Origin of the sequence: Bordetella tumulicola (genome assembly GCF_965138755.1) — a bacterium.
GTDB classification, from domain to species: Bacteria; Pseudomonadota; Gammaproteobacteria; order Burkholderiales; family Burkholderiaceae_B; genus Bordetella_A; species Bordetella_A tumulicola.
In genome coordinates this window covers 36,870-60,372 of the sequence record NZ_CBCSFP010000002.1, presented here as the reverse complement: position 1 = coordinate 60,372, position 23,503 = coordinate 36,870, and the positions used below count along the sequence as shown (strand labels likewise).

General features: G+C 60.5%; 22 protein-coding genes. 12 read left to right on the top strand and 10 right to left on the bottom strand.

Annotation, left to right across the window (positions count from 1 at the left end):
* Window positions 1-89: 89 nt before the first annotated feature.
* The 5 genes from ACNAZS_RS05915 to ACNAZS_RS05895 are packed head-to-tail and all read left to right on the top strand — an operon-like array spanning window position 90 to window position 5,130.
* Entirely contained in the window at window positions 90-1,157 is a 1,068-nt protein-coding gene (locus ACNAZS_RS05915; RefSeq protein ID WP_415787200.1) for an ABC transporter substrate-binding protein, read from the top strand.
* Between the two features lie 34 nt (window positions 1,158-1,191).
* Window positions 1,192-1,962 (top strand): ABC transporter ATP-binding protein, encoded by a 771-nt coding sequence (locus tag ACNAZS_RS05910; protein ID WP_415787198.1) that lies wholly within the window; start codon window positions 1,192-1,194, stop codon window positions 1,960-1,962.
* Window positions 1,963-1,978: 16 nt separating this feature from the next.
* The gene (locus tag ACNAZS_RS05905; RefSeq protein ID WP_415787196.1) at window positions 1,979-2,830 is read left to right on the top strand and encodes an ABC transporter permease; all 852 of its coding nucleotides are present in this window, start codon (window positions 1,979-1,981) and stop codon (window positions 2,828-2,830) included.
* Window positions 2,831-2,843: 13 nt separating this feature from the next.
* On the top strand, window positions 2,844-3,635 hold the full coding sequence (locus ACNAZS_RS05900; protein WP_415787194.1) for an SDR family oxidoreductase: 792 nt from the start codon (window positions 2,844-2,846) through the stop codon (window positions 3,633-3,635).
* 58 nt (window positions 3,636-3,693) lie between these two features.
* Complete coding sequence (locus tag ACNAZS_RS05895) at window positions 3,694-5,130, top strand: aldehyde dehydrogenase family protein (protein WP_415787192.1); 1,437 nt, start codon at window positions 3,694-3,696, stop codon at window positions 5,128-5,130.
* A 465-nt stretch (window positions 5,131-5,595) separates the two neighbouring features.
* Here ACNAZS_RS05895 and ACNAZS_RS05890 read toward each other — a convergent pair whose 3' ends face one another.
* The 10 genes from ACNAZS_RS05890 to bktB all read right to left on the bottom strand — a co-directional run bounded on the left by ACNAZS_RS05890 (window position 5,596) and on the right by bktB (window position 16,276).
* Window positions 5,596-6,390 (bottom strand): ABC transporter ATP-binding protein, encoded by a 795-nt coding sequence (locus ACNAZS_RS05890; RefSeq protein ID WP_415787190.1) that lies wholly within the window; start codon window positions 6,388-6,390, stop codon window positions 5,596-5,598.
* Window positions 6,391-6,392: 2 nt separating this feature from the next.
* On the bottom strand, window positions 6,393-7,283 hold the full coding sequence (locus ACNAZS_RS05885; protein ID WP_415787188.1) for an ABC transporter permease: 891 nt from the start codon (window positions 7,281-7,283) through the stop codon (window positions 6,393-6,395).
* Window positions 7,284-7,303: 20 nt separating this feature from the next.
* Window positions 7,304-8,278, bottom strand: coding sequence for an ABC transporter substrate-binding protein (locus tag ACNAZS_RS05880; RefSeq protein ID WP_415787186.1), 975 nt, complete (start codon window positions 8,276-8,278; stop codon window positions 7,304-7,306).
* 212 nt (window positions 8,279-8,490) lie between these two features.
* Window positions 8,491-9,474, bottom strand: a complete 984-nt coding sequence (locus tag ACNAZS_RS05875) for a Bug family tripartite tricarboxylate transporter substrate binding protein (RefSeq protein ID WP_415787184.1) — start codon at window positions 9,472-9,474, stop codon at window positions 8,491-8,493.
* 172 nt (window positions 9,475-9,646) lie between these two features.
* Window positions 9,647-11,185, bottom strand: a 1,539-nt coding sequence (locus ACNAZS_RS05870; protein ID WP_415787182.1) for a malonate--CoA ligase, incomplete at its 3' end; no start/stop codon positions are given.
* 5 nt (window positions 11,186-11,190) lie between these two features.
* Window positions 11,191-11,952: an enoyl-CoA hydratase/isomerase family protein gene (locus tag ACNAZS_RS05865; protein WP_415788821.1), complete on the bottom strand. Its 762-nt coding sequence runs from the start codon at window positions 11,950-11,952 to the stop codon at window positions 11,191-11,193.
* Window positions 11,953-12,034: 82 nt separating this feature from the next.
* Window positions 12,035-13,333, bottom strand: a complete 1,299-nt coding sequence (locus tag ACNAZS_RS05860; RefSeq protein ID WP_415787180.1) for a malonyl-CoA decarboxylase domain-containing protein — start codon at window positions 13,331-13,333, stop codon at window positions 12,035-12,037.
* Window positions 13,284-14,063, bottom strand: a complete 780-nt coding sequence (locus tag ACNAZS_RS05855) for a GntR family transcriptional regulator (protein ID WP_415787178.1) — start codon at window positions 14,061-14,063, stop codon at window positions 13,284-13,286. The genes ACNAZS_RS05860 and ACNAZS_RS05855 overlap by 50 nt, the downstream gene beginning before the upstream one ends.
* Before the next feature lie 137 nt (window positions 14,064-14,200).
* Window positions 14,201-14,971 (bottom strand): class I SAM-dependent methyltransferase, encoded by a 771-nt coding sequence (locus ACNAZS_RS05850; protein WP_415787176.1) that lies wholly within the window; start codon window positions 14,969-14,971, stop codon window positions 14,201-14,203.
* A gap of 123 nt (window positions 14,972-15,094) precedes the next feature.
* Window positions 15,095-16,276 carry a beta-ketothiolase BktB gene (gene bktB, locus ACNAZS_RS05845; RefSeq protein ID WP_415787174.1) on the bottom strand — a complete coding sequence of 394 codons (1,182 nt, stop codon included), beginning with the start codon at window positions 16,274-16,276 and terminating at the stop codon, window positions 15,095-15,097.
* Window positions 16,277-16,552: 276 nt separating this feature from the next.
* On the opposite strand from bktB, the gene ACNAZS_RS05840 reads away from it, so the two are divergent.
* From ACNAZS_RS05840 to ACNAZS_RS05810, 7 genes are all read left to right on the top strand, one after another.
* A complete protein-coding gene (locus ACNAZS_RS05840) occupies window positions 16,553-17,674 on the top strand; it encodes a mandelate racemase/muconate lactonizing enzyme family protein (protein WP_415787172.1) in 1,122 nt (373 codons plus the stop codon).
* Between the two features lie 87 nt (window positions 17,675-17,761).
* Entirely contained in the window at window positions 17,762-18,949 is a 1,188-nt protein-coding gene (locus ACNAZS_RS05835; protein WP_415787170.1) for an ABC transporter substrate-binding protein, read from the top strand.
* Between the two features lie 30 nt (window positions 18,950-18,979).
* Window positions 18,980-19,840, top strand: a complete 861-nt coding sequence (locus ACNAZS_RS05830; protein ID WP_415787168.1) for a branched-chain amino acid ABC transporter permease — start codon at window positions 18,980-18,982, stop codon at window positions 19,838-19,840.
* Window positions 19,837-20,844: a branched-chain amino acid ABC transporter permease gene (locus ACNAZS_RS05825; protein WP_415787166.1), complete on the top strand. Its 1,008-nt coding sequence runs from the start codon at window positions 19,837-19,839 to the stop codon at window positions 20,842-20,844. Before ACNAZS_RS05830 ends, ACNAZS_RS05825 begins: the two co-directional genes overlap by 4 nt.
* Window positions 20,841-21,596: an ABC transporter ATP-binding protein gene (locus ACNAZS_RS05820; RefSeq protein ID WP_415787164.1), complete on the top strand. Its 756-nt coding sequence runs from the start codon at window positions 20,841-20,843 to the stop codon at window positions 21,594-21,596. Before ACNAZS_RS05825 ends, ACNAZS_RS05820 begins: the two co-directional genes overlap by 4 nt.
* Before the next feature lie 2 nt (window positions 21,597-21,598).
* On the top strand, window positions 21,599-22,381 hold the full coding sequence (locus ACNAZS_RS05815; protein ID WP_415787162.1) for an ABC transporter ATP-binding protein: 783 nt from the start codon (window positions 21,599-21,601) through the stop codon (window positions 22,379-22,381).
* Window positions 22,378-23,472 carry a mandelate racemase/muconate lactonizing enzyme family protein gene (locus tag ACNAZS_RS05810; RefSeq protein ID WP_415787160.1) on the top strand — a complete coding sequence of 365 codons (1,095 nt, stop codon included), beginning with the start codon at window positions 22,378-22,380 and terminating at the stop codon, window positions 23,470-23,472. The genes ACNAZS_RS05815 and ACNAZS_RS05810 overlap by 4 nt, the downstream gene beginning before the upstream one ends.
* Window positions 23,473-23,503 lie beyond the last annotated feature (31 nt).

Genomic DNA, 23,503 nt, shown 5'->3' with positions numbered 1-23,503 from the left:
AAAGACCGTGGCTCGCCACGGTCTTTGGCCATTTGCGGTATCGTTATTCCCAAACAGTCACGACACAACAACATTCCGAGACGACAACTATGCAGCGATCTTCAGTACGTGCGGGCAACACCACTCGCCGCCATTTCCTTGCCTCGACCGCCGCGCTCGCGGGCGCCAGCCTGCTCGGCGCTCGGTCCGCGTTTGCCCAGACATCGCTGGGCAAGGCGGCATTCGGCCTGGGCAGCATCGACCCCTTTTTCTCCGCCGCCTACGTCGCGTTCAAGAAAGGCTACTTCGGCGAAGGCGGCCTGGAAGTCGAATATCTGAACTCCCAAAGTGGCCCGCGCACCATGCAGATGCTGGCCGCTGGGCAGATCCTGTTCGGCGCCACCGCGGCCACCGCCGCGCCCGCCCTGACGTTGGCCGGCAAGCCGGCCACCCTGATCTTTGGCTTTGATCGCAAACTCACCTATGCCAACGTCATCGTGCGTCGCGAAGACTTCGACAGCGGCAAAATCAAGACACTGAAAGACCTGGCGGGCAAACGTGTGGGCGCCACGCAACCGCAATCCAGCACATGGCTCATGGCCGTCTACCTCATGCAACAGGCCGGCATCGCCGACAAAGTCGACGTCCGCCCGCTCGGCGATTTGGCCACCATGCTGGGTGCGCTGAAAACCGGTTCGGTGTCCGCCAGCATGGCTACCATGTCCATGATGGAGCAGGCTCAGGCCGAAGGCTGGGGTGTGCCGATTTTCGATGCCACCACCGAGGCCTCATGGAGCAGCTTCATGGGGGGCGATGTCCCTGGCATTGCCGCGCTGACGCTGCAAGACACCATCCAGAAGCGACCCGAAGTCGTGCAGGCATTCGTGACCGCCATGGTCAAGGCGCAAGATTTCATCAGCGCCAACAGCGCCCAGGCCATCACCGACGCGATCTACGACGACTACCTCAGCGCCTTTCCCCGTCCGGCCGTTGAAAAAACACTCGGCATCTACAAGGAAACCGTCTTCCTGAAAGACAACATCATCACCGAAGACGCCTACAACCGCATGGCCGGCATCATGGGCGACGGACGCCAATTCTCCAACGAAGAAATGAAGAAAGTGCCCTACGCCACCTGCGTCGACATGTCGTTCGTCAAACAGGCCCGCAAGGCATGATGAGCAATCGTGGCGTGTCGTACGGAGTCCTCGCATGATTGAACTGGAAGGGGTGGGCAAAGCCTACCAGGCGCGCGGCGGCACCGTGCACGCCGTCGGCAATGTATCGCTCTCCATCGCCGAGGGCGAATTCGTCTCCATCGTCGGACCGTCGGGTTGCGGCAAAAGCACCTTGCTGAACATGATGGCCGGTTTCCTGCCGGCCACGACTGGCACCATCCGGGTGGCGGGGACAACGGTCAACGGCCAAGTGCCGCCGGCGCTCGGCTACATTTTTCAAAAAGACACGCTGCTCCCCTGGTTCAGCGTGCGCAAGAACGTCGCGCTCGGCCTGAAATTCCAGGGTGTGGCGGCCGCGCAGATCGAGCGTCGCGTCGCCGATCTGCTTGAGCTCGGCCACTTGAGCGCCTTCGCCAACGCGTATCCGCACCAACTGTCCGGTGGCATGCGCCGTCGCGTCGCGCTGCTCATGAGCCTGGCCGTCGAGCCCCGCATCCTGCTGCTGGACGAACCCTTCGGCGCGCTGGACACGCACACCAAAACGCATCTGCACCGCGAGCTCATCGAGATATGGCGCAAACTCGGACAGACCATCGTCATGGTCACCCACGATCTCGACGAGGCCATCACCCTGTCGGATCGCGTCATCGTGCTGTCTGGGCCACCCAGCCATGTCTTGCTGGACGAGCGTATCAACATCCCCCATCCGCGCGATGTGTTCATGCTGCGCGAAACGCCGCAGTTTGTTTCCCACGTACAAAGCCTATGGAGCGTACTGGGCGAGCAGTTCCGCGCCGCCGCCTGACCCGACTCCACATCCCATGAACGTCTCCGCCGTACCCAATCTGCAGGACCAATTACTTCAAGACCGCCGCGCCCTGATACAACGCCGGCTACGCATCACCGCGTGGCAGTTGCTGATCCTGGCCATCATCATCGGCGGCTGGGAAACTCTGACCCGCATCCCGTGGTTCACGCAGAACACCATCTTTGATCCGTTCTTCATCAGCCAACCCTCCCGGATCGCTGTGCGTCTGTGGGAATGGCTGCAACCCGGCCCCCGCTCCGTCTGGCCGCACCTGTGGCTGACCCTGCGTGCCACACTCGTCGGCCTGGTAGTTGGCGTGGGCAGCGGCTTTATCGTCGGGATGGTGCTCAGTCGTAGCCGCATGCTCGCCGATGTGTTCAATCCCTTTATCGTGGCATTCAACTCCATGCCACGTATCGCCTTTGTCCCCCTGATCACGATGTTCTTCGGACTGGGACTCGCCTCCAAAGTAGTGACGTCCTGGTTCGTTGTGTTCTTCCTGGTGTTCTTCAACACCTATAAAGGGGGGCGCAGCGTAGAACGGGAACTCGTCGATTTCTGCCGAACACTGGGGGGCTCGCCCCGTCAGATTCTCTGGCGTGTCCGCGTCCCCACCGCCGCGGCATGGACCTTTGCGGCCCTGCCCAACGCCATTAGCTTCGCACTCATTGGTGTTGTGCTGGCCGAGTTCGTCGGATCCACAACCGGCATGGGCTACCTCATGGTGACAGCACTGGCGACGCTGAACGCCACCGACATGTTCGCTGCCGTGACGCTGCTTTCCATCGTCGGCATCGTGCTGGTCTATGCGGTCACCTGGATTGAGCGCAAACTATTGCACTGGGCGCCCGAATTCCGCGACTGATTCACTCTCGACCATGAACACCCCTGTTGCCTCTCAAGCTTACCTGCAACATTTCTCCCTGGCCGGCCAGGTTGCCCTGATCACGGGATCCGCCCGCGGCCTGGGTCTCTGCATGGCACGCGCCATGGCTGGCTGCGGCGCCCACGTTCTCATCAATGGCCGCAACGCCGAGGCCACCGAAACTGCTGCACAGGCCCTGCGCGCACAGGGCCTGGCCGCATCCGCCCTGGCCTTCGATGTCGCTGATGACAACGCGATGGCACGCGCCTTCGATCACATTGACCGCGAACACGGTCGCCTGGACATCCTGGTCAATAACGTCGGCGCCCGTAACCGCAAGACGCTGCAGGCCATCACCGCCGCAGAAATCCGTGCGCTGATCGACACCGATCTCATCGCCAGCATGTTGCTGTCCAAGTACGCCTCGGAACGCATGGTGCGCCAGGGTTCCGGGCGTCTCATCACCATCACCTCCATCGCCGGCGAGCTCGCGCGCTCGGGCGACGCCGTCTATCCGGCCGCTAAACAGGGACTGACGGGAATGATGCGCGCCCTGGCCGCCGAACTGGGCCCCCTGGGCATCACCAGCAACGCCATCGCCCCCGGAACCTTCGCCACCGAAACCAACGCGGCCATGGTCACCGACCCGGCTGTTTACGAAAAACTAGCCTCACGCAATCCCATGGGACGCTGGGGCCAACCTGAAGAAATCGCCGGCGCCGCCGTCTTTCTGGCGTCCCCCGCAGCCTCCTACATCAATGGTCAAGTACTCGCCGTCGATGGAGGACTATCCATTTTGTTTTAACTGCCCGGTACCCGCATACCCCGGCATTTCTGCAACGACATACTAGAGGCTCATTGGCATGAAGCAGCATTTCATTGACAACCGCTCCGTACCTGGCAACTCGGGTGAAGCCATCCCCGTCATCGATCCATCGACGGGTCAAGAATACGACAGCATCCCGCGCGGCAACGCCGCCGACATCGACCTGGCCGTGCAGGCCGCACGCCGCGCCTACGACGAAGGCGCCTGGGGCAAACTCACGGCAGCCGAACGCGGTCGACTGATGTTGAAACTGTCGCTGAAAATCCTGGATCACATCGACGAGCTGACCGGCATCGAATCGCGCGATTGCGGCAAGCCCACCAAGCAGGCTTGTGCCGACGTCACCGCCATTGCGCGCTATTTCGAATACTACGGTGGCGCCGCGGACAAACTGCACGGCGAAACCCTACCCTACCAAAATGGCTATACCGTACTGACCTTGCGCGAGCCGCACGGCGTGACGGGTCATGTGGTCCCCTGGAACTACCCCTTGCAGATTTTTGGCCGCAGTGTGGGCGGCGCCTTGGCAGCCGGTAACGCGTGCGTCGTCAAACCCGCCGAAGACGCCTGCCTGTCATTGCTGCGCGTCGCCGAGCTGGCGGCAGACGTCGGCTTTCCCCCGGGCGCCATCAACATCATCACGGGCTACGGCCACGAAGCCGGTGATGCCTTGACGCGCCATCCCGGCATCGACCACATCTCGTTCACCGGCTCGCCCCGCATCGGCGTACTCGTCACCCAGACCGCCGCGGAGCGTCACATACCCGTCACGCTAGAACTGGGCGGCAAGTCGCCTCAAATTGTGTTCGGCGACGCCGACCTCGACGCGTTGATTCCCGTCGCCGTCAATGCAATCGTCCAGAACGCCGGCCAAACCTGCTCTGCCGGCAGCCGCCTGCTGATCGAACGCAGCGCCTACGATCGCGTCATGGATCGCCTCTCGCAAGCGTTCTCGGCTCTGCGCGCAGGACCCGCCACCATGGACCTGGACTGCGGCCCGCTCATCCGCAAAACACAGCAAGAACGCGTCCAGGGCTTCCTGCAAGCCGCTGCACAAGACGGCATTACCATGGCAGCCCAAGGAAAAATCGCAGACGGCGCCCCAGCCGAAGGCTATTACCAGGCCCCCACGCTGCTGCACAACGTACCGATCGACCATCGCATCGCCCAAGAAGAAGTCTTCGGCCCGGTATTGGCCGCCATCCCTTTCGATGACGAAGCCGACGCCATCCGCATCGCCAACGCCACAGAATACGGGCTCGCCGCCAGCATCTGGACCCGCGACGGCTCACGCCAATTGCGCCTGGCCCGCAAGGTTCGCAGCGGCCAAGTCTTCATCAACAACTACGGGGCGGGGGGCGGCATCGAACTCCCGTTCGGTGGCGTCAAAGCCAGCGGCCATGGGCGCGAAAAAGGTTTCGAAGCGTTGTACGGATTTACCGTGTTGAAGACTATCTCCATTAAGCACGATTGAGTGCTTAAGACGCCGTTGCGCCGGTGTTAAAGGCNNCGCCGGCGTAATCGCGTCGGCTCGGCCCAACCAGGGGCCTCGGCNCGCGNTGCNCGNGAGCCGAGGCCCCTGGTTGGGCCGAGCCGACGCNANNACGCCGGCGGTGCCTTTAACACCGACGCAACGGCTCACAATGCCTTCAATTCACGGGGGCTTTGAGGCAGGGCTCACTGATACTGGCCATTGCATTGTTGATTGCAACATCGTGACCTATTGCCTTCGGCATGCCACTACTGTGAGTCCCTGTGGCGNGGCNGCGCGTGGAGCCAGCCTNNTNAACCTCGGGCAGTCCCGCGCAGCGGGACCGAGGCCCGTGGTCATGGGCCGAGCCGGGCTGATTACGCCGGCGCGACGCTCAAGCGCGTGACAGGCACGCCGCAATAGAAACACCCGTGGCTAAGACTAAAAGCGAGGCCCAAGACATTGCAGCTACCCCAGCAGCAACGCATCATCCGAGAGCGTCTCCCCCCGCACGCGCTCAAACATCGCCAGCAAATCCGGCACTTCCATGCCCTTGCGCTCGTCGCCAGAAACATCCAGCACGACCTGACCCTGATGCAACATCACCGTGCGGTCACCCACATCCAGCGCCTGTCGCATACTGTGCGTCACCATCATCGTCGTCAGTTTGTTCTCCGCGACAATGCGCGCCGTCAACCGCAGCACAAAATCCGCCGTCCGCGGGTCCAGGGCCGCCGTATGCTCATCCAACAGCAAAATACGCGACGGCTGCAATGCCGCCATCAACAGACTCACCGCCTGCCGCTGCCCGCCTGAAAGCAAACCAATGCGATCGGACAAACGCCCCTCAAGGCCCAGCCCCAACCGCGCGAGCTGTGCCCGGAACCCCTCTCGCATACTGGCCTTGACCGCGCGACCAAAACCCCGGCGCTCGCCACGCAACTGCGCCAGCGCCATGTTCTCTTCGATCGTCAGGTCCTCGCAGGTCCCCGCCATCGGGTCCTGAAACACCCGAGCCACCCGGTCCGCGCGTGCCCAGACCGACTTACCCGTTACGTCCTCGCCATTAATCTCAATGCGCCCCGAATCGATCGGCAGATCGCCAGACACCGCATTCAAAAACGTCGACTTGCCGGCGCCGTTCGAACCAATCACCGTGACAAACTGGCCACTCGGGATCTCCAGCGACAATCCGCGCAGCGCCCGCGTCTCGATCGGCGTACCCGCGTTGAACGTCATATTGATGTCTTGTGCACGCAGCATGATCAGCCCCCCCTCTTGCCGAGCAAACGGCGCTTCAGCATAGGGATCACCAGTGCAACCGTGACCAGCAACGCCGTCACCAGATTCAGGTCTTGCGCCTTCAGGCCGATCAAATCGCTATTGAGCGCCAGCGCAATAAAGAACCGGTAAACCAACGCGCCCAGGACAACTGCCAGTGTCGCCAGGACCAACTTGCGCGACGGCAAAATACTCTCGCCGACAATCACCGCGGCCAGGCCAATCACAATCGTGCCGATACCCATCGAGATATCCGCTCCGCCTTGGGTTTGTGCAAACAGCGCTCCCGCCAGACCGACCATCGCGTTGGACAAGGCCATGCCCGCCAAAATCATGCCACCGGTATTGACGCCCTGAGCACGTGCCATGCGACCGTTCGATCCCGTGGCACGCATTGCCAAACCAGACTGAGTCCCCAGAAACCAATCGAGTGCCAATTTAACGACAAACACCACGCCCACCAAAATCAGCGGGCGCGCCACATAGTCGCTTAGCCACTCAGGCTGCAAAATCGTAAAAACCGTCGGCTCGGTAATCAACGGGACGTTGGGTCGTCCCATGACCCGCAGATTCACGGAATACAGCGCAATCATCATGAGAATGCTGGCCAGCAAATCCATGATGCGCAGCTTCACATTCAACCAACCGGTGATAAACCCCGCCGCAGCCCCGGCAACCGTGGCCGCCACCGTCGCCGAAAACGGATCTGCACCGCCGGAAATCAGCGTTGCCGCCACCGCGCCGCCCAGCGGAAAGCTACCGTCCACCGTCAGATCGGGAAAGCGCAGCAAACGAAAAGAAATAAACACCCCTAGCGCGACCAGACTGAAAATCAGACCAATTTCCAGCGCGCCAAGTAACGAAAATAAAGACATAAATGAAATCCCGCCGGCGATTACTTAATGACTTCGGCGGCGGATTTCACCAGGTCCTCAGGCAATGTGATGCCTTGCGCCTTCGCAGCGCCCGGATTCACAAACAACTGGAGATTCGTGCTGGTTTCCGAGGCAATGGCGCCAGGTTTTTCACCCTTGAGAATGCGCACAACGATTTTGCCCGTTTGCACGCCCAAGTCGTAGTAGTTGATACCCAGCGCCGCGATCGCACCGCGCTTGACGCTGTCGGTATCCGACGCGATCAGCGGAATATCGGCATCGTTGCCCACCTTCACCAGGGACTCGTACGCCGACACCACGTTGTTGTCGGTGTTGGTATAAATGACATCGACCTTGTCGATCAGACTGCGCGCGGCCGATCCGACGTCAACCGAACGCGGCGCGGCGGCTTCGACCAGGCTCATGCCGACCTTGGGCAACAGCGCTTGCAGTTGCTTGACCACCACGACCGAGTTTGCCTCGCCCGGGTTATAGACAATCCCCACCCGCTTGGCGTCGGGTACGATTTTCTTGATGAGCTCGATCTGCTTGTCCAGCGCCAGCAAATCCGATACGCCGGTCACGTTGGTGCCAGAGGGTCCCATGCTGGGCACCAGTTGCGCGGCAACCGGATCCGTCACTGCGGAATACACCACCGGAACATCTTTCGTCGCGGCAACGACAGACTGCGCCGAAGGCGTCGCGATGGCCACAATGGCATCGGGACGGTTACCAATGAACTGACGGGCGATCTGTGCCGCGGTACCGGTATTGCCCTGCGCACTTTGATACTGCCATTTCAGATTTTTACCAGGCTCGTAGCCAGCTTTTTCTAACGCGTCTTTCACGCCGTCGCGCACTGAATCCAGCGCGGGATGCTCAACGATGGCTGTCACGGCCACTGATTTTTGTTTTGCCGCAGCAGGGGTTCCGTAGATAGCCAGCGCCACTGCTACTGCCCCCATCGCCAGAAAATGTTTTTTTCCGATTCGCATTGGGTTTGCTCCTTGCACCGTTTGGGTGTTATTGGTGGTACACACTGGGCATCGTCGGCTTGTTGCCAATCTGCCCGCCCGTGTGTTGCTTAGTTTAATGGTTCGTGTGCCATTAGTTTAAGCTGTGAATATACCGTCTTAAGCCCATCTCCGCCCAGGCAAGAAAACAAAACGGCTGACGTGCGCGACGCGCACGTCAGCCGCACCTACCATCAATCCAGTGTAACGCCGGAGTCCTTGGCGACTTTGCCCCAGCGGATGACTTCGCTATCCACAAACTCACCGAACTTTGCACCGGTGAGATCGGGTGTGGCAGACCCGTTGCCGGCCCAGGTTTGTTTGACCTTGGGGTTGTTCAGCGCCTTGGTGACCTCGGCGATCATTTTGTCCACGATGGGCTGCGGGGTACCTGCGGGCGCCCACATGGCGTACCAGGTCGACACCTCGTAATTGGGCACACCCGCTTCGGCGGCCGTCGGCACATCCGGGAAGGACGGCGAACGCTGTGCGGCCGCCATCGCCAGCGGTTTGATCGTGCCAGAGCGAATGTGCCCGGCCGACGAACCCAAACCGTCAAACGCCATATCGACCTGGCCGCCGATCAATGCCGACAGCATAGGCCCCGCTCCCTGATACGGCACGTCCACGATTTTGATGCCCGTCTGCATGGCGAACATCTCGCCCGCCAGATGGTGAGTACTGCCCTTGCCCGCAGTGCCGAAGTTGATCTCGCCCGGTCGTTTACGCGCATACTCAATGAGCTCTTGCAACGTGTTGACTGGCAGTTTGGACGTATTGATCACCACGACTTGCGGTGGTTGCGCCAACAACGCCACGGGCACGAAGTCCTTTTGGATGTCATAGGTCAGATTTTTATACAAGGCAGGTGCCACCACATGATGGGCGCCACCCATAAAAAAGGTATAGCCATCCGGTTTGGCTTTCGCCGCGACGGACGCACCCACTGTGCCGCCCGCCCCGCCCTTGTTGTCCACCACCACGGTTTGACCGAGCTGCATGCTGAGTTGCTGTGCCAGTGGCCGGGCAAAGGTATCGGTCCCCCCACCCGCCGGAAACGGCACAATGAGGTTAATAGGATGATCGGGCCAATCTGCCATCGCGGCAGTCGGCGCCAGTGCCGCGCAGGCTCCCAGCGCAGTTGCCAAACTCAATGCACGAATCATGGAATGCTTCATTTCGTCTCCTCGATTGAAACAGCGCCGCGGCGCCGCCCGTATTTGTTCTATATGAATGCATCAATACTTCCGCCGCGCGTCCCGGTGTTTCTCACCTCCTGCGAGCGCGGTTGTGGTAGCCATTATCCTGGTAGGGTGCGGGCCTCCTGTCTGGAACAGTTAATCAAAATCNCGCGGCCGTGTATGACTCGCGCAGGACGTTTTTTTGTACTTTACCCATGGTGTTGCGCGGCAGTTGCCCAATCAAATGCAATTGTTTGGGAACCTTGAAATTGGCGATGCGGGTTTTCAATTCATCCTGCATCGCAGCGGTATCCAGCACGGCGCCGTCACGCGCCACCACCACCGCAACGACGGCCTCACCGAAATCGGGATGCGGCACGCCAATGACGGCCGACTCCAGCACACCCGGCATTTCATCGATGATCAACTCGATTTCCTTGGGGTAAACGTTGTAGCCGCCCGAAATAATCAAGTCTTTGCTGCGGCCGACGATAGACAGATAATCGGCAGGGACGTCAGCCCCGCCCGATTCGCCGCCCCAGCGGCCGACGTCTCCGGTGCGGAACCAACCATCCGCGGTGAACTCCTCGCGGGTTTTCTCAGGCATGCGCCAATAGCCGGAAAACACATTCGGGCCACGCACCTGCACATTGCCGATCTCCCCCGCGCCCAGCGTCGCGCCGCGATCATCGACCACGCGCACCTGCACGCCCGGCAACGCCTTGCCCACTGTGCCGCCCCGGCGTTCACCATTGGCCGAATCGTACGGATTCGAGGTGAGCATGACCGTTTCGCTCATGCCATAACGTTCAAGGATCGTGTGGCCGGTACGCTCGCGAAAATCGTCGAACGTTTCCATTAACAGCGGCGCCGAGCCGGAAATAAACAAGCGCATGCGCTGGCACACCTGGCGCGTAAACCGTGCATCGGCCAACAGGCGCACGTAATACGTGGGTACCCCCATCATTACCGTGCAGCGCGGCAGATAACGCAATGCCTGCTCCATATCCAGCTTGGGCAACCAGACCATGCGCGCACCGGCCAGCAAAGCACCATGCGAGGCCACAAATAAGCCGTGTACATGAAAGATCGGCAACATGTGCAACAACACATCATCCGAACGCCAGCCCCAATACTGCTTTAATACCTGCGCATTGGAGGCTAGATTGCCATGCGACAACATGGCGCCCTTGCTGCGGCCCGTGGTCCCCGAGGTATAGAGAATGGCCGCCAGGTCATCGGTCCCGCGTTCCACGGCCTCGAACGACTGGCTCAATCCTGCCGCGGCATCCAGCAAGGACCCCGTACGATTCTCGTCCAGGGTGTATACATGGGCCGTACCGGCCTGCTCGGCCACTTTGCTGACCCAGCCCAGATTTTTACTGGAACACACCACGACGGCCGGCTCGGCATCCCCTAGGAAATAAGCGATTTCCGACTCGCGATAGGCGGTGTTCAAGGGCAGATATACCAGGCCCGCACGCAGCGTGGCCAAATACAGCAGCAGGGCTTCAGGTGACTTTTCAACTTGTACCGCGACGCGTGAGCCATCGGGCAAATCGAGCGAGCTCAACAAATTGGCCAGGCATGCGCTGGCATGATCGATGTCGTCCCAGGTGTAGAGCTGCTCGGGAGTTTCCAGAGCCACTTGACGACGATCCGCGGGAAAACCGCTAGCCAGCACAGTGTACAAATTGGCGTTATTCACCTTATTTAGTCTCCTGTAAATACCGGCGCCCGCCCTGCCAGAAAGGCGGAGACGCCTTCACGGTGGTCCTGGCTTTCGGCGTAAGAAAAAAAATCTTGATAGTGTGATTCTTCCAGCGGCGCGCCTTGCTGCAAATGGCGTGACTGGCGTTTATTAATACGTGCAGCCAACGGGGCGCCGCGCATAATGCGATCCGCGCTGGCGCGAGCCTGAGCGGCCACTTCGGTATCCGGGACGACACGGGTCAGCAAGCCCAGCGACCGGGCTTCGGCAGCGTCGAATACACGCCCCTCCAGCAAAATCGCCAACGTGGTGGCACGCCCTACCAGCGCCAACAATCCCCGCATTTCGTCAGGCGCCATGGGAAAACCCAGTTTGTTAATGGGCACGCCAAAACGCGCTGATTCGCCGGCAATACGCAGATCGCATTGACAGGCGATTTCCAGGCCACCACCCACGCACACCCCGTCGATCTGGGCCACGACAGGATGAGGACAATTGGCGACGGCCATCAGTGCCGGGGCCAGGATATGCTGGTGATAGCGGCGCACCTGTGCCATGTTTCCACGCTGCTGTGCAAACTCACGAATGTCGGCGCCCGCGGCAAACTGCCCCCCCTCTCCACGCACAATGACGCAACGCACGGACGTGTCTGCCGACAAAGCGTCGAACACGCTGCGCAGTTGTTCCCACATGGAAATGGTGATGGCATTCAGACGCCCGGGATGCGATAGCGTCACCCATGCCAAGCCCTCTTCGCGCGTCATGGCGACACTACCCTGCCCGTACCCTTGATCCGGTCCCTGACCCTGGTCAGGGACCGATACGTTCTGTTCGCTCATGACGTCCTTATCCGATACGCGCGATACCGCGACTGATGCGAGGTTTACCCTCGCCTAACCGCACAAGATTCGCGTCCAGTTCTTCCAGTTCATACAGATAGTTGACCATCATGCCGCAAGACTGCGCCAAGCCCTTGGCCGAGATATCCGCGGCCCAATTCAGGCGTTCGATGCGTGCGCCGTTACCCAAGTGAAAGCGGGCAACAGGATCAATCGGTTGGCCGTTTTTCATCGTCAAGAGATACTGCGTCACCAGCCGCATCGCGGCGCGCTGCACAACCTCCGATGGCTTGCCCGTTGCGGCCTTGGTCAGCCGCGCGGCCCAGCGCGCGCCATCAGGCGCCCCGGCGCGTGTGCGTTGCTTATCGCGCACGATAGACTCGACCTCGGCGGCGCTCAGGCGCGATAGCCAATCGACCAGGCCTGGGATAGGCGATAGCGTGGCAAAGGAACGCAGCTTGGGCAATTCCTCGAGCAAGCGATCAATCACGCGCTTGAGCAGGAAGTTGCCAAAACTGATGCCGCGCAGTCCCGGCTGTGTATTCGAAATGGAATAAAAGATCGCCCATCGGGCTTTGTCCAAATCTTGTACCGGCGAGGTGGTGTCCAACAAGACCTGCACGTTGTCGGCCATCTGCGCCGAAAAGGCCACCTCGACAAAAATCAGAGGCACGTCCGGCATTTGCGGATGAAAGTAGGCATAACAGCGGCGATCGGGAGACACGCGATGACGCAAGTCGTCCCACGATTTAATTTCATGCACGGCCTCGTAGATGATCAGCTTTTCCAGCAATGAGGCCGGTGAATCCCAGGTCAAGGGGCGCAGTTCCAGCAAGCCCACATCAAACCAGGCGGACAGCAGGCTTTCCAGGTCTTTGTCCAGGGCCTGCAAACCCGCCACCTGCTTGCGCCAACGCAGCATGTCGGCCCGCAAATCCACCAGAAAGCGCAAGCCATCGGGCAACGCGTTCAAGCGCTTGAAAAGAATCAGACCACGATCTCCGCGCGGCTGCAGTCCGGCATCGACCTGTGCCAACCCGGCCAGCAACTCGCGCCGGCGCTTGCCATCGGCGGCGGTATACGACGCACACCAGGTACGCGCCAGTTTATTGGCCGCCACATCGGTCAGCCGGGCCTGGAACAGCGGCAGAATTTCAGCCGTGCCGGGCAACCGGTCCCGGTCCCACAAGCGACCAAGGCGTGTGATCAGGCTGGCGCTTTCGACGACCGTTTTTTCATCCGACATGGGATCGGCCTCAGGCGGCCGAGCGCCGCGAGCGAGCGGGTTGGAGTCTAGGGCGGGCATGGGTAGTCTCCTGTGTAGCGGACATACTGGGGGACGAAAGTGGATCGACAGGGTTGGCCGCGGCAGTGGCCGCCTCGGCCTGCCGGGCCAGCAAACGCAGCGCATCCAATTGGCGAAGCAAATGTTTGCGGGCCAACGCCTCGGCAGCATCGGGGTCGCGCGCCTTCAGCGCCGCGAAAATAGCCATGTGTTCGGCGCAGGACTCATGAATGCGGCCGGGCACCACCAGACTCTTGTGACGAAACAGGCCGAGCACCTTGCGCAGATTACCCACCATGTCGGATAGCCAGCGGTTATTGGCCAGGGCCTGAACCGCCTCGTGAATTTGCGCATTCGTGTCGTAATACGCGTCGATCTGCCCCGCTGACGCATGGGCTTGCAATGCCTGATGCAGGCCATCCAGGTCGGCCAACTCGCTGCCTGTGGCTTTCAATGTGGCCTCGTATGCACAGCGCCCCTCGAGCATAGCCATCAAGGGGAAAATGTCTTCCAGATCCTGCAGTGACAGCTCATTCACAAAGCAGCCGCGACGCGGCTCCAGACGCACCAGCCCCTCGGTGGCCAATACCTTGAGGGCCTCGCGTAGCGGCGTACGTGAAATGCCCAACTCACGGGTCAGGCGTACCTCGTCGATCCATTCACCGCTGGCCAACGCCTGTGACCGGATCATGCCCCGCAAGCGGTCGGCGACCTCGAGATACAACGCTTGACGAACGATGCGTATAGTCATGGAGAACCCGTTCAGGCTTTCTATAATTCATAATTATAGGAATTCACATCATAGTAGTTATCGCGGCCGTACGAAAGCCTGCCATTACCTAGGGCAATCCCTTAGTCAAGAGAAAATTGCGCGGAGAAACGCCTGCATCAGAAATGCAGAATGCCGTTCACCGTGTGGCGGGTCAGCGCGCGCGCCCAGCGACGAGCGGGCAAGCCATATTGGCTTTCCACCTCTTCCGCCCGGGCAAGGAGTTGCGCCGGGGTGATGCCCAGTGACGGGCCGCTAAAGGCCAACACGATCTGATTGCCGGCGTCAATCTCGGGTAACAGCACGATACGATCGTCAAATGCCACGCGCAGGTTTTCGATATTGCGGTCAAAGCTCTCGTGCTGGCCAAATAGATTGACCGACAGGACCCCGACCTCGCCCAAAACTCGGCGGCAATGTCGATAAAAAGTCACCGAGTCGCGCACCGGACCGCGCGCCGAGGCATCGTACAGGTCCACCATGAGCACGGGGCAGCTCCCCGCGCGTTGCGGATCGGCCACCCAGACCGCCGCATCGTCATGGTGCACGCTCAGGCGCGAGGAGGCAGGCAAGCGAAAGAACATCTGGCACACCGCGGTGACCTGGGGATTCCATTCCACCACGGCCAGGGGGCTGCGCGTGTGCTTCAGACAAAAGCGTGTCAGCGAACCCGCACCCAGACCAAGCAAACCAATCGACTCTTCTTTCGGTGGCGCCAGAAAGAGCAACCAGGCCATCATCTGGGCGGTGTACTCCAGCACCAGCTCGCCGGGCGCCTTGATGCGCATGGCGCCCTGAATCCACTCCGTTCCAAAGTGCAGATACCGGATACCGTCGGATTCGGACAGATTGGGTTGGTCAGCAGCGGCGGGCGTAGTACGGGTGGGCATCAGAATGGCTCAGACAATAACCGCGTGATTGTAGCCAGACCGCAACGATGGCCAGCCCAAACGCCACAACGGCCCGGGTGCCTGAACGAAGTTCAAACACCCGGGCCGTGATGAGGACTTGCTTTAGACGCGCTCGAAGATGGCGGCAATGCCCTGCCCGCCGCCAATGCACATCGTCACCAAGGCATAACGTCCCTGGATACGCTGCAGTTCGTACAGCGCCTTGACGGTAATGATGGCCCCGGTCGCGCCAATGGGGTGCCCCAGGCCGATACCGCTGCCGTTGGGATTGACCTTGGCCGGGTCCAGCCCCAACTCGCGGGCCACTGCGCACGCCTGCGCGGCAAAGGCTTCGTTGGCCTCGATGACGTCCAATTGATCCACCGTAAGACCGGCGCGCTTCAAGACGGCCTGGGTGGCGGGTATCGGCCCAATGCCCATGATGCTGGGGTCAACCCCCGCGTGGGCATAAGCGACCAGCCTCGCCAATGGCTTGACGCCGCGTTTTTCAGCGGTTGCGGCATTCATCAGCACGACTGCACCCGCACCGTCATTCAAGCCCGAGGCGTTACCCGCCGTAACCGTGCCGTTTTCCTTCTGGAACACGGTTTTCAGCCCAGCCAGGTTCTCGACGGTCACATCACGCCGCACGTGCTCGTCCGTATCAAAGACGACATCGCCTTTACGCGTCTTTTGCACAATAGGCACGATTTGGTCGCGGAAATAACCCGCATCGATAGCGGCGGCCGCACGACGATGAGACTCAGCCGCCAGGGCATCCTGATCCTCGCGGCTGATACCGAACTTGGCCGCGACGTTCTCGGCGGTCACACCCATATGGATACCGGCGAACGGATCCGACAACGCGCCCGTCATCATATCCAGCATCTTCGCGTCCCCCATGCGCGCGCCCCAGCGCTGCGCCGGCGCGATATAGGGTGCGCGGCTCATGCTTTCCGCCCCTGCCCCAATGGCGATTTCGGCATCGCCCAGCAAGATCGTCTGTGCCGCCGACACGATGGCCTGCAGCCCCGAGCCGCACAAGCGGTTGACGTTAAACGCAGGCGTTTCTTTGGCAATGCCGGCATTCATGGCGGCGACCCGCGACAAATACATGTCACGTGGTTCGGTATTGATAACGTGGCCCACCGCGACATGGCCGACCTCGTCGCCCCCGACCCCGGCACGCACCAGGGCCTCTTTGATAACGGCGGCCCCCAGATCGATAGGCGGCACGTCTTTCAACGCGCCGCCAAAATCGCCGATGGCAGTCCGGGTAGCAGCAGCGATGATGACTTCGTTCATGCAATATTCTCCTGGAGTCCGGCATGCCGGCACCATACCGGCAACAATAACCTCATCATACCGCCGCACAAGCCGAAGGGTCGGCGCACGACAATTTCGATACGCAATAGATATCAACCAACCTTCAAAAAAATATTAGTAATAGCCGCGCCTAGTAACCATACTTCCTTATTGACCTGTGTACGCATGCTCGACCTGACCGTACATGCGTATCGTTTGCACGCGTATCGGCCACTGCGCCAATCCCCTGGTAAACCCTTATCGCGGAGACTTTTCATGTCGAGTGCTGTACGCATTATCGCCTTGCACGTCCGGCTTGCCACGATCCCTCTTCCACGCCCTCTCAAAACCTCTATCCACGAAATTGCGGACGTCTGCTGCCTGCTGGTTTCTATCGAGACCGATGCGGGTGTCACGGGCGAAGGCTATGGCTTTTGCTTCAATGCACAAAGACTGGAGGCCATCGCACAATTCACTCGATCGCTCGAACCGTTGTTAATAGGTCGTGATCCGCATGATGTCGAGGCACTCTGGACAGACTTTCTTCGTAGTTGCAATTTCTACGGCCAGAGCGGCATAGCCATCCTGGCCTACAACCCGATCGACATTGCGTGCTGGGATTGCATCGGCAAACTGGCGAATCGCCCCTTGTATAAGCTATTCGGCGCACACCGGGACCGCGTCCCCGTGTACGCCAGCGCTGGACTTTGGCTATCGTCCAGCCGCGACGAATTGCGCGCAGAAGCGCGTGCGTTCCTGGACCAGGGATTCAAGGCCATGAAGATGCGGCTGGGTTCGCCCGACTGGAAAGAAGACATCGCCCGCGTCCAGGCCGTGCGTGACGTTATAGGAGATCAGATCACCTTGATGGCAGATGCCAATCAGGGATTGGATCTGAGTCGGGCATTGCGCCTGGGCCGTGAGCTCGCCCCCTACGATTTGGCCTGGTTCGAAGAGCCCGTTCCCACATGGGATGACGACAGCGCCGCCGAGATTGTCCGCCGCCTGCCCATGCCCATCGCCAGCGGCGAAACGGAATATACGCGCTATGGCATTCGCCGCATGGCGCGCGAACGCGCAGCCAGTGTGTTCATGCCCGACCTGCAGCGCATGGGCGGCTATACCGAAATGCTCAAAGCCGTCAGGTATCTCGCTACGCACGATCTCCCTGTTGCACCCCACATTTTCACGGAGCACAGCTTGCATATCGTCGCCGCCGCGGGCAATGCAACGTGGGCCGAACACATGCCGTGGTTCGAACCCCTCTTCCATGAGCGTATGACGGTCGACGCCGACGGCTGCGTGGCGGTCCCCGATCGTCCCGGCACAGGCTTTACCTTCGACTGGGAAAGCATTGACCCCTATCTGATTTCCCCACGCGCGGCCAGCGGCAGCTGAGTGTGGATTCGCACGCGCCGACCGCTCGTGCACAACCTTGCCGAAAAACCCAGGATCAGAACTGGGTAAAAACAGACGGAGACAAACATGATCATTTTCAAGAAACTTGCAGCGCCTATATTTTGCTTGGCCACGATGGCCACGGCCGCTCTGCCCGCTCACGCGGCAGAGGAAAGCGGACCCATCCGGATAGGCTGGCTATCCTCATTGACCGGTCCGCTCTCTTCTGCCGCCATCGCCGAGAACCAGGGCGTGCAATTCGCAGTCGAAGAGATCAATAACGCGGGCGGCATCAACGGCCGTAAACTGGAACTGCTCACCCGTGACACGGCGGGCGACCCCACCAAGGCCGTCAGCTATGCCAAACAACTGGCCTACGACGACAAAGTGTCGTTTATCATCGGGCCGGTCAACTCCGGCGAGTCGCTGGCGACCGTGCCTATCCTGTCAAAAGCCGGCGTGCCCAACCTCATCATCGGGACCGTCGACTCGCTGACCAACGCCAAAAAATATCCCCTGGCTTTTCGGGTGATCAATACGAACGACCAGTGGATTTCCTCTGCCAATAAATACACCCTGGAAACGCTGAAGCTCAAGAAAATCGCCGTGATTGGCGACACCAGCGGCTATGGCGCATCCTCGGCAAAGCGTGCCGCAGCCCTGCTTGAAGAACTGGATATCAAGCCGGTGTACTCCGTCCTGATCGATCCCAATAAGACCAGCGTCACCGACGAAATCCAGAAAGCGCGCGAAGCCGGTGCGGACGTCATCATGCCCTGGTCGGCCGCTACGGGCCTGCTGGCCCGCATCCTCAATGCGCGTGGAAACATGCAGTGGGACGTCCCGGTCGTGGGTCACCCCGCGCTCATGGGCCTGCCCATTCGGGACTTGCTGAACAAGCCCTCGTATTGGGATAACACCTATGGGGCCGGCTATGTCAGCACGACCTACGACGCCTCGGGCAAACTCCCCGAGCGCACGCAAGCGCTGATGGATGCCATGCGACCGAAACTGGGCGGGAAAATTGACTTTACATTCTGGTGGGTCGCGCTCGGCTACGACACCGTCAAGATCATCGAGCACGCAGTCAAAAAGAATGGCAGCACCGATGCCGAGGCCTTTCGCAAGACACTCGAAAGCACGAGCGACTTTCCGGGCGTTTATGCCACCTATACCTGGACGGCAGAAAATCGCAACGGCTTTCCCGACTCCGGCATGGTCATGAATCTGGCGAACACCTTCAAGGATGGCAGCTTCAAGATCGCTCCTCAGTAAGGCGATCCCCAATACATCGAGGAGTTTTCCATGCTGACTGTCCTTGTGACAGGCTTGGCGATCGGCGCGCTCTATGCCGCCGCCGCGCTAGCCTATAACGTGATGTATTCCACCTCCAAGGTGCTGAGCATCACGACCGGCCACATTTTCATGGTGAGCAGCGTCGTAGGCGCCTGGCTGATCGGCGACCTGGGCTTGCCCACCGTGGTCGGTCTGGCGGGCTCAGTGGCGGCGGCCATCGTGTTTGGCCTGGTCACCGAAGCGGTGGCCATCCGGCGCATTCTGGCCCGTTCAGATGAACACCTATGGCTGCTCAGCACGCTGGCGTTGGCGACGATCGTCCAGCAAGCGATCGGGCTATGGTGGGGAACGGAACCGCGCGCCTTTCCGCGCCTGATCCCGCAGGACTACACCGCCGGCATCTGGGATCAAAAATATTGGCTGCCGATCGGCTGCGTGGTATTGCTGGCCCTGGGGCTGGATCTCTTCTACCGGCGCACCCTATTCGGAAAAGTATTCCTGGCTGTCGCCGAGGATGCTTATGCCGCGCGCGCACGCGGCATTTCCACCGAAAGAGTGCGCGCCTTTTCTTACGCACTCTCCGGATTGCTGGGTGGCGTGGTCGGATTTGCCGCGGGCCAATTGACCTTTGCCTACTTTGCCCTCGGACTCACGCTGACACTCTATGGGTTTATCGCGTTGGCCGCGGGTGGCCTGGGCAGCAATGTCGGGGCGATCGTGGGGGGAATTACGTTGGGGCTGCTCAGCACCTTTGCCACCTACTTCTTTGGCGGCGAGTATCAACAGACCATCGCAGTGGGGTTGTTGATGCTCTTTCTCTTAATCAAACCCGAAGGCTTGTTCGGCAATAAGCAGGTGCGGCAAGTATGAAAACCACACAAAAAATCCATTGGCCGCTATTCATCGGCGTGCTCCTGCTCGCAGCACTACCGTTGTTGACCAGCAATGGCTACCACCTGCATGTGGCTACGCTGATCGGCACTTATTGGATCCTGATTGCCAGCCTGAATCTGGTCGTGGGATATACCGGCCTGCTTTCTATCGGGCATGTCGGCCTGCTGGCGATCGGCGCCTATACCTTCGCCATCCTGACAGGAAATTATGCGGTCAGCCCCTGGGCCGCAATGGGCATGTCGGCCGTGCTTTGCGGCGCATGCGGCTTTCTGCTGGGGCTGCCATCGCTGCGCCTGCCCGGGTTTTACTTCGCGATGGCAACCATGGCCTTTGCCCTGATGGTCACGGAGTTCTCGTTGGCCCTGGACGATCTGACGGGCGGCGGCGCTGGTATCAGCGTGGCCTCTTTTGATGCGCCGTTCGATAGCCCTGCCGGCCTATATTGGCTGGTCGCCGCCATCGCTGGTGTCGTCAGTTGGCTGGTATGGAATTTGGCCCGCTTTTCATGGGGACGCGCCATGATCGCGCTGCGCGACAGCACCGTGACGGCAGCTGCGGTCGGGGTACCGATCTTTCGCATCAAACTGGCCATCTATACGTTCAGCGGGGTCACGGCGGGTATTGCGGGCGCGCTCTTTGCCTCATTACAAAGCTACATCACACCAGAGACCTTTGTTTTCGAGCTCAGTCTGTTCTTCTTCGTTTGCATTGTGATTGGCGGACGCGGCGTCATCATGGGGCCGTTTGTCGGGACGCTGGTACTGGCCGCGCTGCCCGAGCTGGTTGCCCCGTTAGCGCGCTGGGGACAATTGTTCTATGGCATCCTGCTGTTGCTTGTCGTCCTATTGGTACCGGAAGGCATCGGCAGTATTGTGCGCGTGATACGCAACAAGCTTGCACCGCGCAAACCCGAAAAGCACGTGGTTTCTCCCGATCTACCGCGCCTGCTGAGCGCTATTCGCGGAGGCCGCCCCTCATGAGTCAACTTTGCGCCAGCACCGTCACCAAACGATTCGGCAGTATTACCGCCGTGGACGATGTCAGCCTTACGCTTGCCGAGGGCGAGATCCACGGGCTCATCGGCCCTAATGGCAGCGGAAAAACCACGCTGCTTAATCTGCTTTCCGGGTATTACCCCACCGATAGCGGCGCACTGACGCTGGACGATGCGCCGATCACTCAGGCGTCGGTACAACGTCGCGCCCTGCAAGGCATTGCCCGTACCTTTCAAAAACCACGTCTGCTGGGCAGCCTGAGCGCTTGGCAAAACGTGATGTTGGGAAGCTGGAAGCAAAGTAACGCGGGCTTTCTGCGCACCGTGCTGTCGCTGCCCGCCATGCGCCGGCGCGAGCGCGAGGCGCGCGACCTGGCCTACGAGATGCTGTGCGGTGTCGGGCTGGAACGCGTCGCCGAACGACCTGCGAACCTGCTGGATCACGCCGAACAACGCTTTCTGGAAATCGCGCGCTGCCTTGCCATGCGACCCCGCTTCATTTTGCTGGATGAACCCGCCGGCGGACTGACTGAACACGAGATCGAGCAATTGGCCCAGATCATTACCGTCCTGCGCCAGGCCGGACTGGGCGTGCTGATCGTTGAGCACCACACCGATTTTGTGTTTCGTTTATGCGATCGCGTGACCACGCTCAATCTGGGACGCATGATCGCGCACGGCACGCCGCAAGAGGTGCGTCACAACGCCGAAGTCATACGCGTCTACCTGGGAGCCTAATCATGCAGAACGATCAACGCACCCATGAATCGGCGCCGATCCTGCTGGACGTCTCGGGCCTACAAGTCGCCTACGGCAAAGCACAAGTCGTGCACGGCGTCGATCTGCGTGTGCATCAAGGCGAGTTTGTCGTCATGCTGGGCCGCAATGGCGCGGGCAAGACGTCCATGCTGCATGCCGTGGCGGGCTTGATTCCCAAGCAGGCTGGCCGCGTTACGTTTCGCGGCCAGGACATTTCCTCAGCCGATGCGCGCACCACGGTACGGGCTGGCATCAACGTCGTGCTGGAAGGGCACCGTGTCTTTACCGGACTCACGGTCGAAGACAATTTGCTGCTGGGCACTTATGCGACCCATCGGCATGGTGACCGTAGCCGCCTGCCTCGTATCTACGAGCTGTTTCCAGAGCTGGCGGAAAAACGCCTACAGCCCGCCTCTCGCTTGAGTGGCGGACAACAACAGATGCTGGCCGTTGCCCAAGGTGTCATCGCGGAACCCGCGCTGCTTATCCTGGACGAGCCCTCCGGCGGACTCGCCCCGATGGTGGTGGATCGCATCCTCACCGTCGCCAAGGATCTGACACGCACCGGCATGGCCGTATTACTGGTCGAGCAACTCGTGAAAGAAGCGCTGCGTTTTGCCGATTATTGCTACCTGGTCGAGACCGGCCACATCGGCGGCGAGGGCACACCCACCCAGGTGCAGGCGGGCGAACTGATTCAGCGCATCTATCTGGGTGGTCACGCCACCCCGCCCCCGTTTGCCGCCACCGGAGCCACATCATGAAGATCACCGCGATCGAGCCCATCGTCGTCTCCATCCCGTACCGGCACGACGGGCCGCTTACCGGTTTTGGCGGGACCGTGTGGTCGAAGCTGAACTATCTCCTCGTCAAGGTCAGCACCGACGATGGCCTGATCGGCTGGGGTGAGGCATTCGGCTACAACGCCATTCCAGCGACCGTGGCGGCCCTGGACAAGATCGTGAGCCCGCTCGCCATCGGCCGTGACGCCAACGACATCGTTCAGCTGATGGAGGACCTGAAGCGGCCCCTGCACATATTTGGCCGCAATGGGCCGGTCATCTATGCACTATCCGGGCTGGATATCGCCCTGTGGGACTTGGCTGGCAAACGCGCGGGTATGCCGGTCTGCCAACTACTGGGCGCAGGGTCGCGCCGTTCGGTAACAGCCTATACCAGCCTGATGCGCTTGCACGAAGCCGACATCATTGCCACGGCCTGCGAGCGCGCGCTGGAACGTGGCTTTCAACGCGTGAAGCTGCACGAAGTCACGATACCCGCGGTCGCCGCAGCCCGTCAGGCGTTGGGAGATGATGTCGAACTGATGCTGGATGTGAACTGCGCCTGGCCCGCGGATGAGGCACTGCGCATGGCGCATCGACTCGAGCCTTATGCACTTAAATGGCTGGAGGAGCCCGTCTGGCCTCCCGAAGACGTCGCGGGCCTGGCACGCTTGCAACGAGAGGCCAACATCCCGCTGGCCGCCGGGGAGAACGTCGGCAATGCCTGGGCGTTTCAGCCGTTGGCTGAATCTGGTGCGCTAGATTACTTTCAGCCCAGCATCACCAAAGTCGGCGGCATTACTGAGTTTCGTGCGGTAGCCGAATTGGCGCGCCGGCACGGCCGGGCTGTGGCCCCTCACTCTCCGTATTTTGGTCCCGGCCTGCTGGCGACACTGCAAATGGCCGCGGTGTATTCACACATCGGCGGTATCGAAATATTCGGTGTGCAACTCGAAGCCGGGTTATTCGGCGATGTCGGTTTACCCGGCCCCGATGGCGAAGTCGACATCCCGCAAAGTCCCGGTCTCGGTTGCGATCCCGACCCAGAAATCGTTGCACGCTACCGCGTCTAAAGACTGCTATGGCAACGAGATTGCTATGATG

Excerpts from the sequence above, each read along its gene's own strand:
- ACNAZS_RS05915 (WP_415787200.1), top strand. The coding sequence starts at position 90 with ATGCAGCGATCTTCAGTACGTGCGGGCAACACCACTCGCCGCCATTTC.
- ACNAZS_RS05910 (WP_415787198.1), top strand. The coding sequence starts at position 1,192 with ATGATTGAACTGGAAGGGGTGGGCAAAGCCTACCAGGCGCGCGGCGGC.
- ACNAZS_RS05905 (WP_415787196.1), top strand. The coding sequence starts at position 1,979 with ATGAACGTCTCCGCCGTACCCAATCTGCAGGACCAATTACTTCAAGAC.
- ACNAZS_RS05900 (WP_415787194.1), top strand. The coding sequence starts at position 2,844 with ATGAACACCCCTGTTGCCTCTCAAGCTTACCTGCAACATTTCTCCCTG.
- ACNAZS_RS05895 (WP_415787192.1), top strand. The coding sequence starts at position 3,694 with ATGAAGCAGCATTTCATTGACAACCGCTCCGTACCTGGCAACTCGGGT.
- ACNAZS_RS05890 (WP_415787190.1), bottom strand. The coding sequence starts at position 6,390 with ATGCTGCGTGCACAAGACATCAATATGACGTTCAACGCGGGTACGCCG.
- ACNAZS_RS05885 (WP_415787188.1), bottom strand. The coding sequence starts at position 7,283 with ATGTCTTTATTTTCGTTACTTGGCGCGCTGGAAATTGGTCTGATTTTC.
- ACNAZS_RS05880 (WP_415787186.1), bottom strand. The coding sequence starts at position 8,278 with ATGCGAATCGGAAAAAAACATTTTCTGGCGATGGGGGCAGTAGCAGTG.
- ACNAZS_RS05875 (WP_415787184.1), bottom strand. The coding sequence starts at position 9,474 with ATGAAGCATTCCATGATTCGTGCATTGAGTTTGGCAACTGCGCTGGGA.
- ACNAZS_RS05865 (WP_415788821.1), bottom strand. The coding sequence starts at position 11,952 with ATGACGCGCGAAGAGGGCTTGGCATGGGTGACGCTATCGCATCCCGGG.
- ACNAZS_RS05860 (WP_415787180.1), bottom strand. The coding sequence starts at position 13,333 with ATGCCCGCCCTAGACTCCAACCCGCTCGCTCGCGGCGCTCGGCCGCCT.
- ACNAZS_RS05855 (WP_415787178.1), bottom strand. The coding sequence starts at position 14,063 with ATGACTATACGCATCGTTCGTCAAGCGTTGTATCTCGAGGTCGCCGAC.
- ACNAZS_RS05850 (WP_415787176.1), bottom strand. The coding sequence starts at position 14,971 with ATGCCCACCCGTACTACGCCCGCCGCTGCTGACCAACCCAATCTGTCC.
- bktB (WP_415787174.1), bottom strand. The coding sequence starts at position 16,276 with ATGAACGAAGTCATCATCGCTGCTGCTACCCGGACTGCCATCGGCGAT.
- ACNAZS_RS05840 (WP_415787172.1), top strand. The coding sequence starts at position 16,553 with ATGTCGAGTGCTGTACGCATTATCGCCTTGCACGTCCGGCTTGCCACG.
- ACNAZS_RS05835 (WP_415787170.1), top strand. The coding sequence starts at position 17,762 with ATGATCATTTTCAAGAAACTTGCAGCGCCTATATTTTGCTTGGCCACG.
- ACNAZS_RS05830 (WP_415787168.1), top strand. The coding sequence starts at position 18,980 with ATGCTGACTGTCCTTGTGACAGGCTTGGCGATCGGCGCGCTCTATGCC.
- ACNAZS_RS05825 (WP_415787166.1), top strand. The coding sequence starts at position 19,837 with ATGAAAACCACACAAAAAATCCATTGGCCGCTATTCATCGGCGTGCTC.
- ACNAZS_RS05820 (WP_415787164.1), top strand. The coding sequence starts at position 20,841 with ATGAGTCAACTTTGCGCCAGCACCGTCACCAAACGATTCGGCAGTATT.
- ACNAZS_RS05815 (WP_415787162.1), top strand. The coding sequence starts at position 21,599 with ATGCAGAACGATCAACGCACCCATGAATCGGCGCCGATCCTGCTGGAC.
- ACNAZS_RS05810 (WP_415787160.1), top strand. The coding sequence starts at position 22,378 with ATGAAGATCACCGCGATCGAGCCCATCGTCGTCTCCATCCCGTACCGG.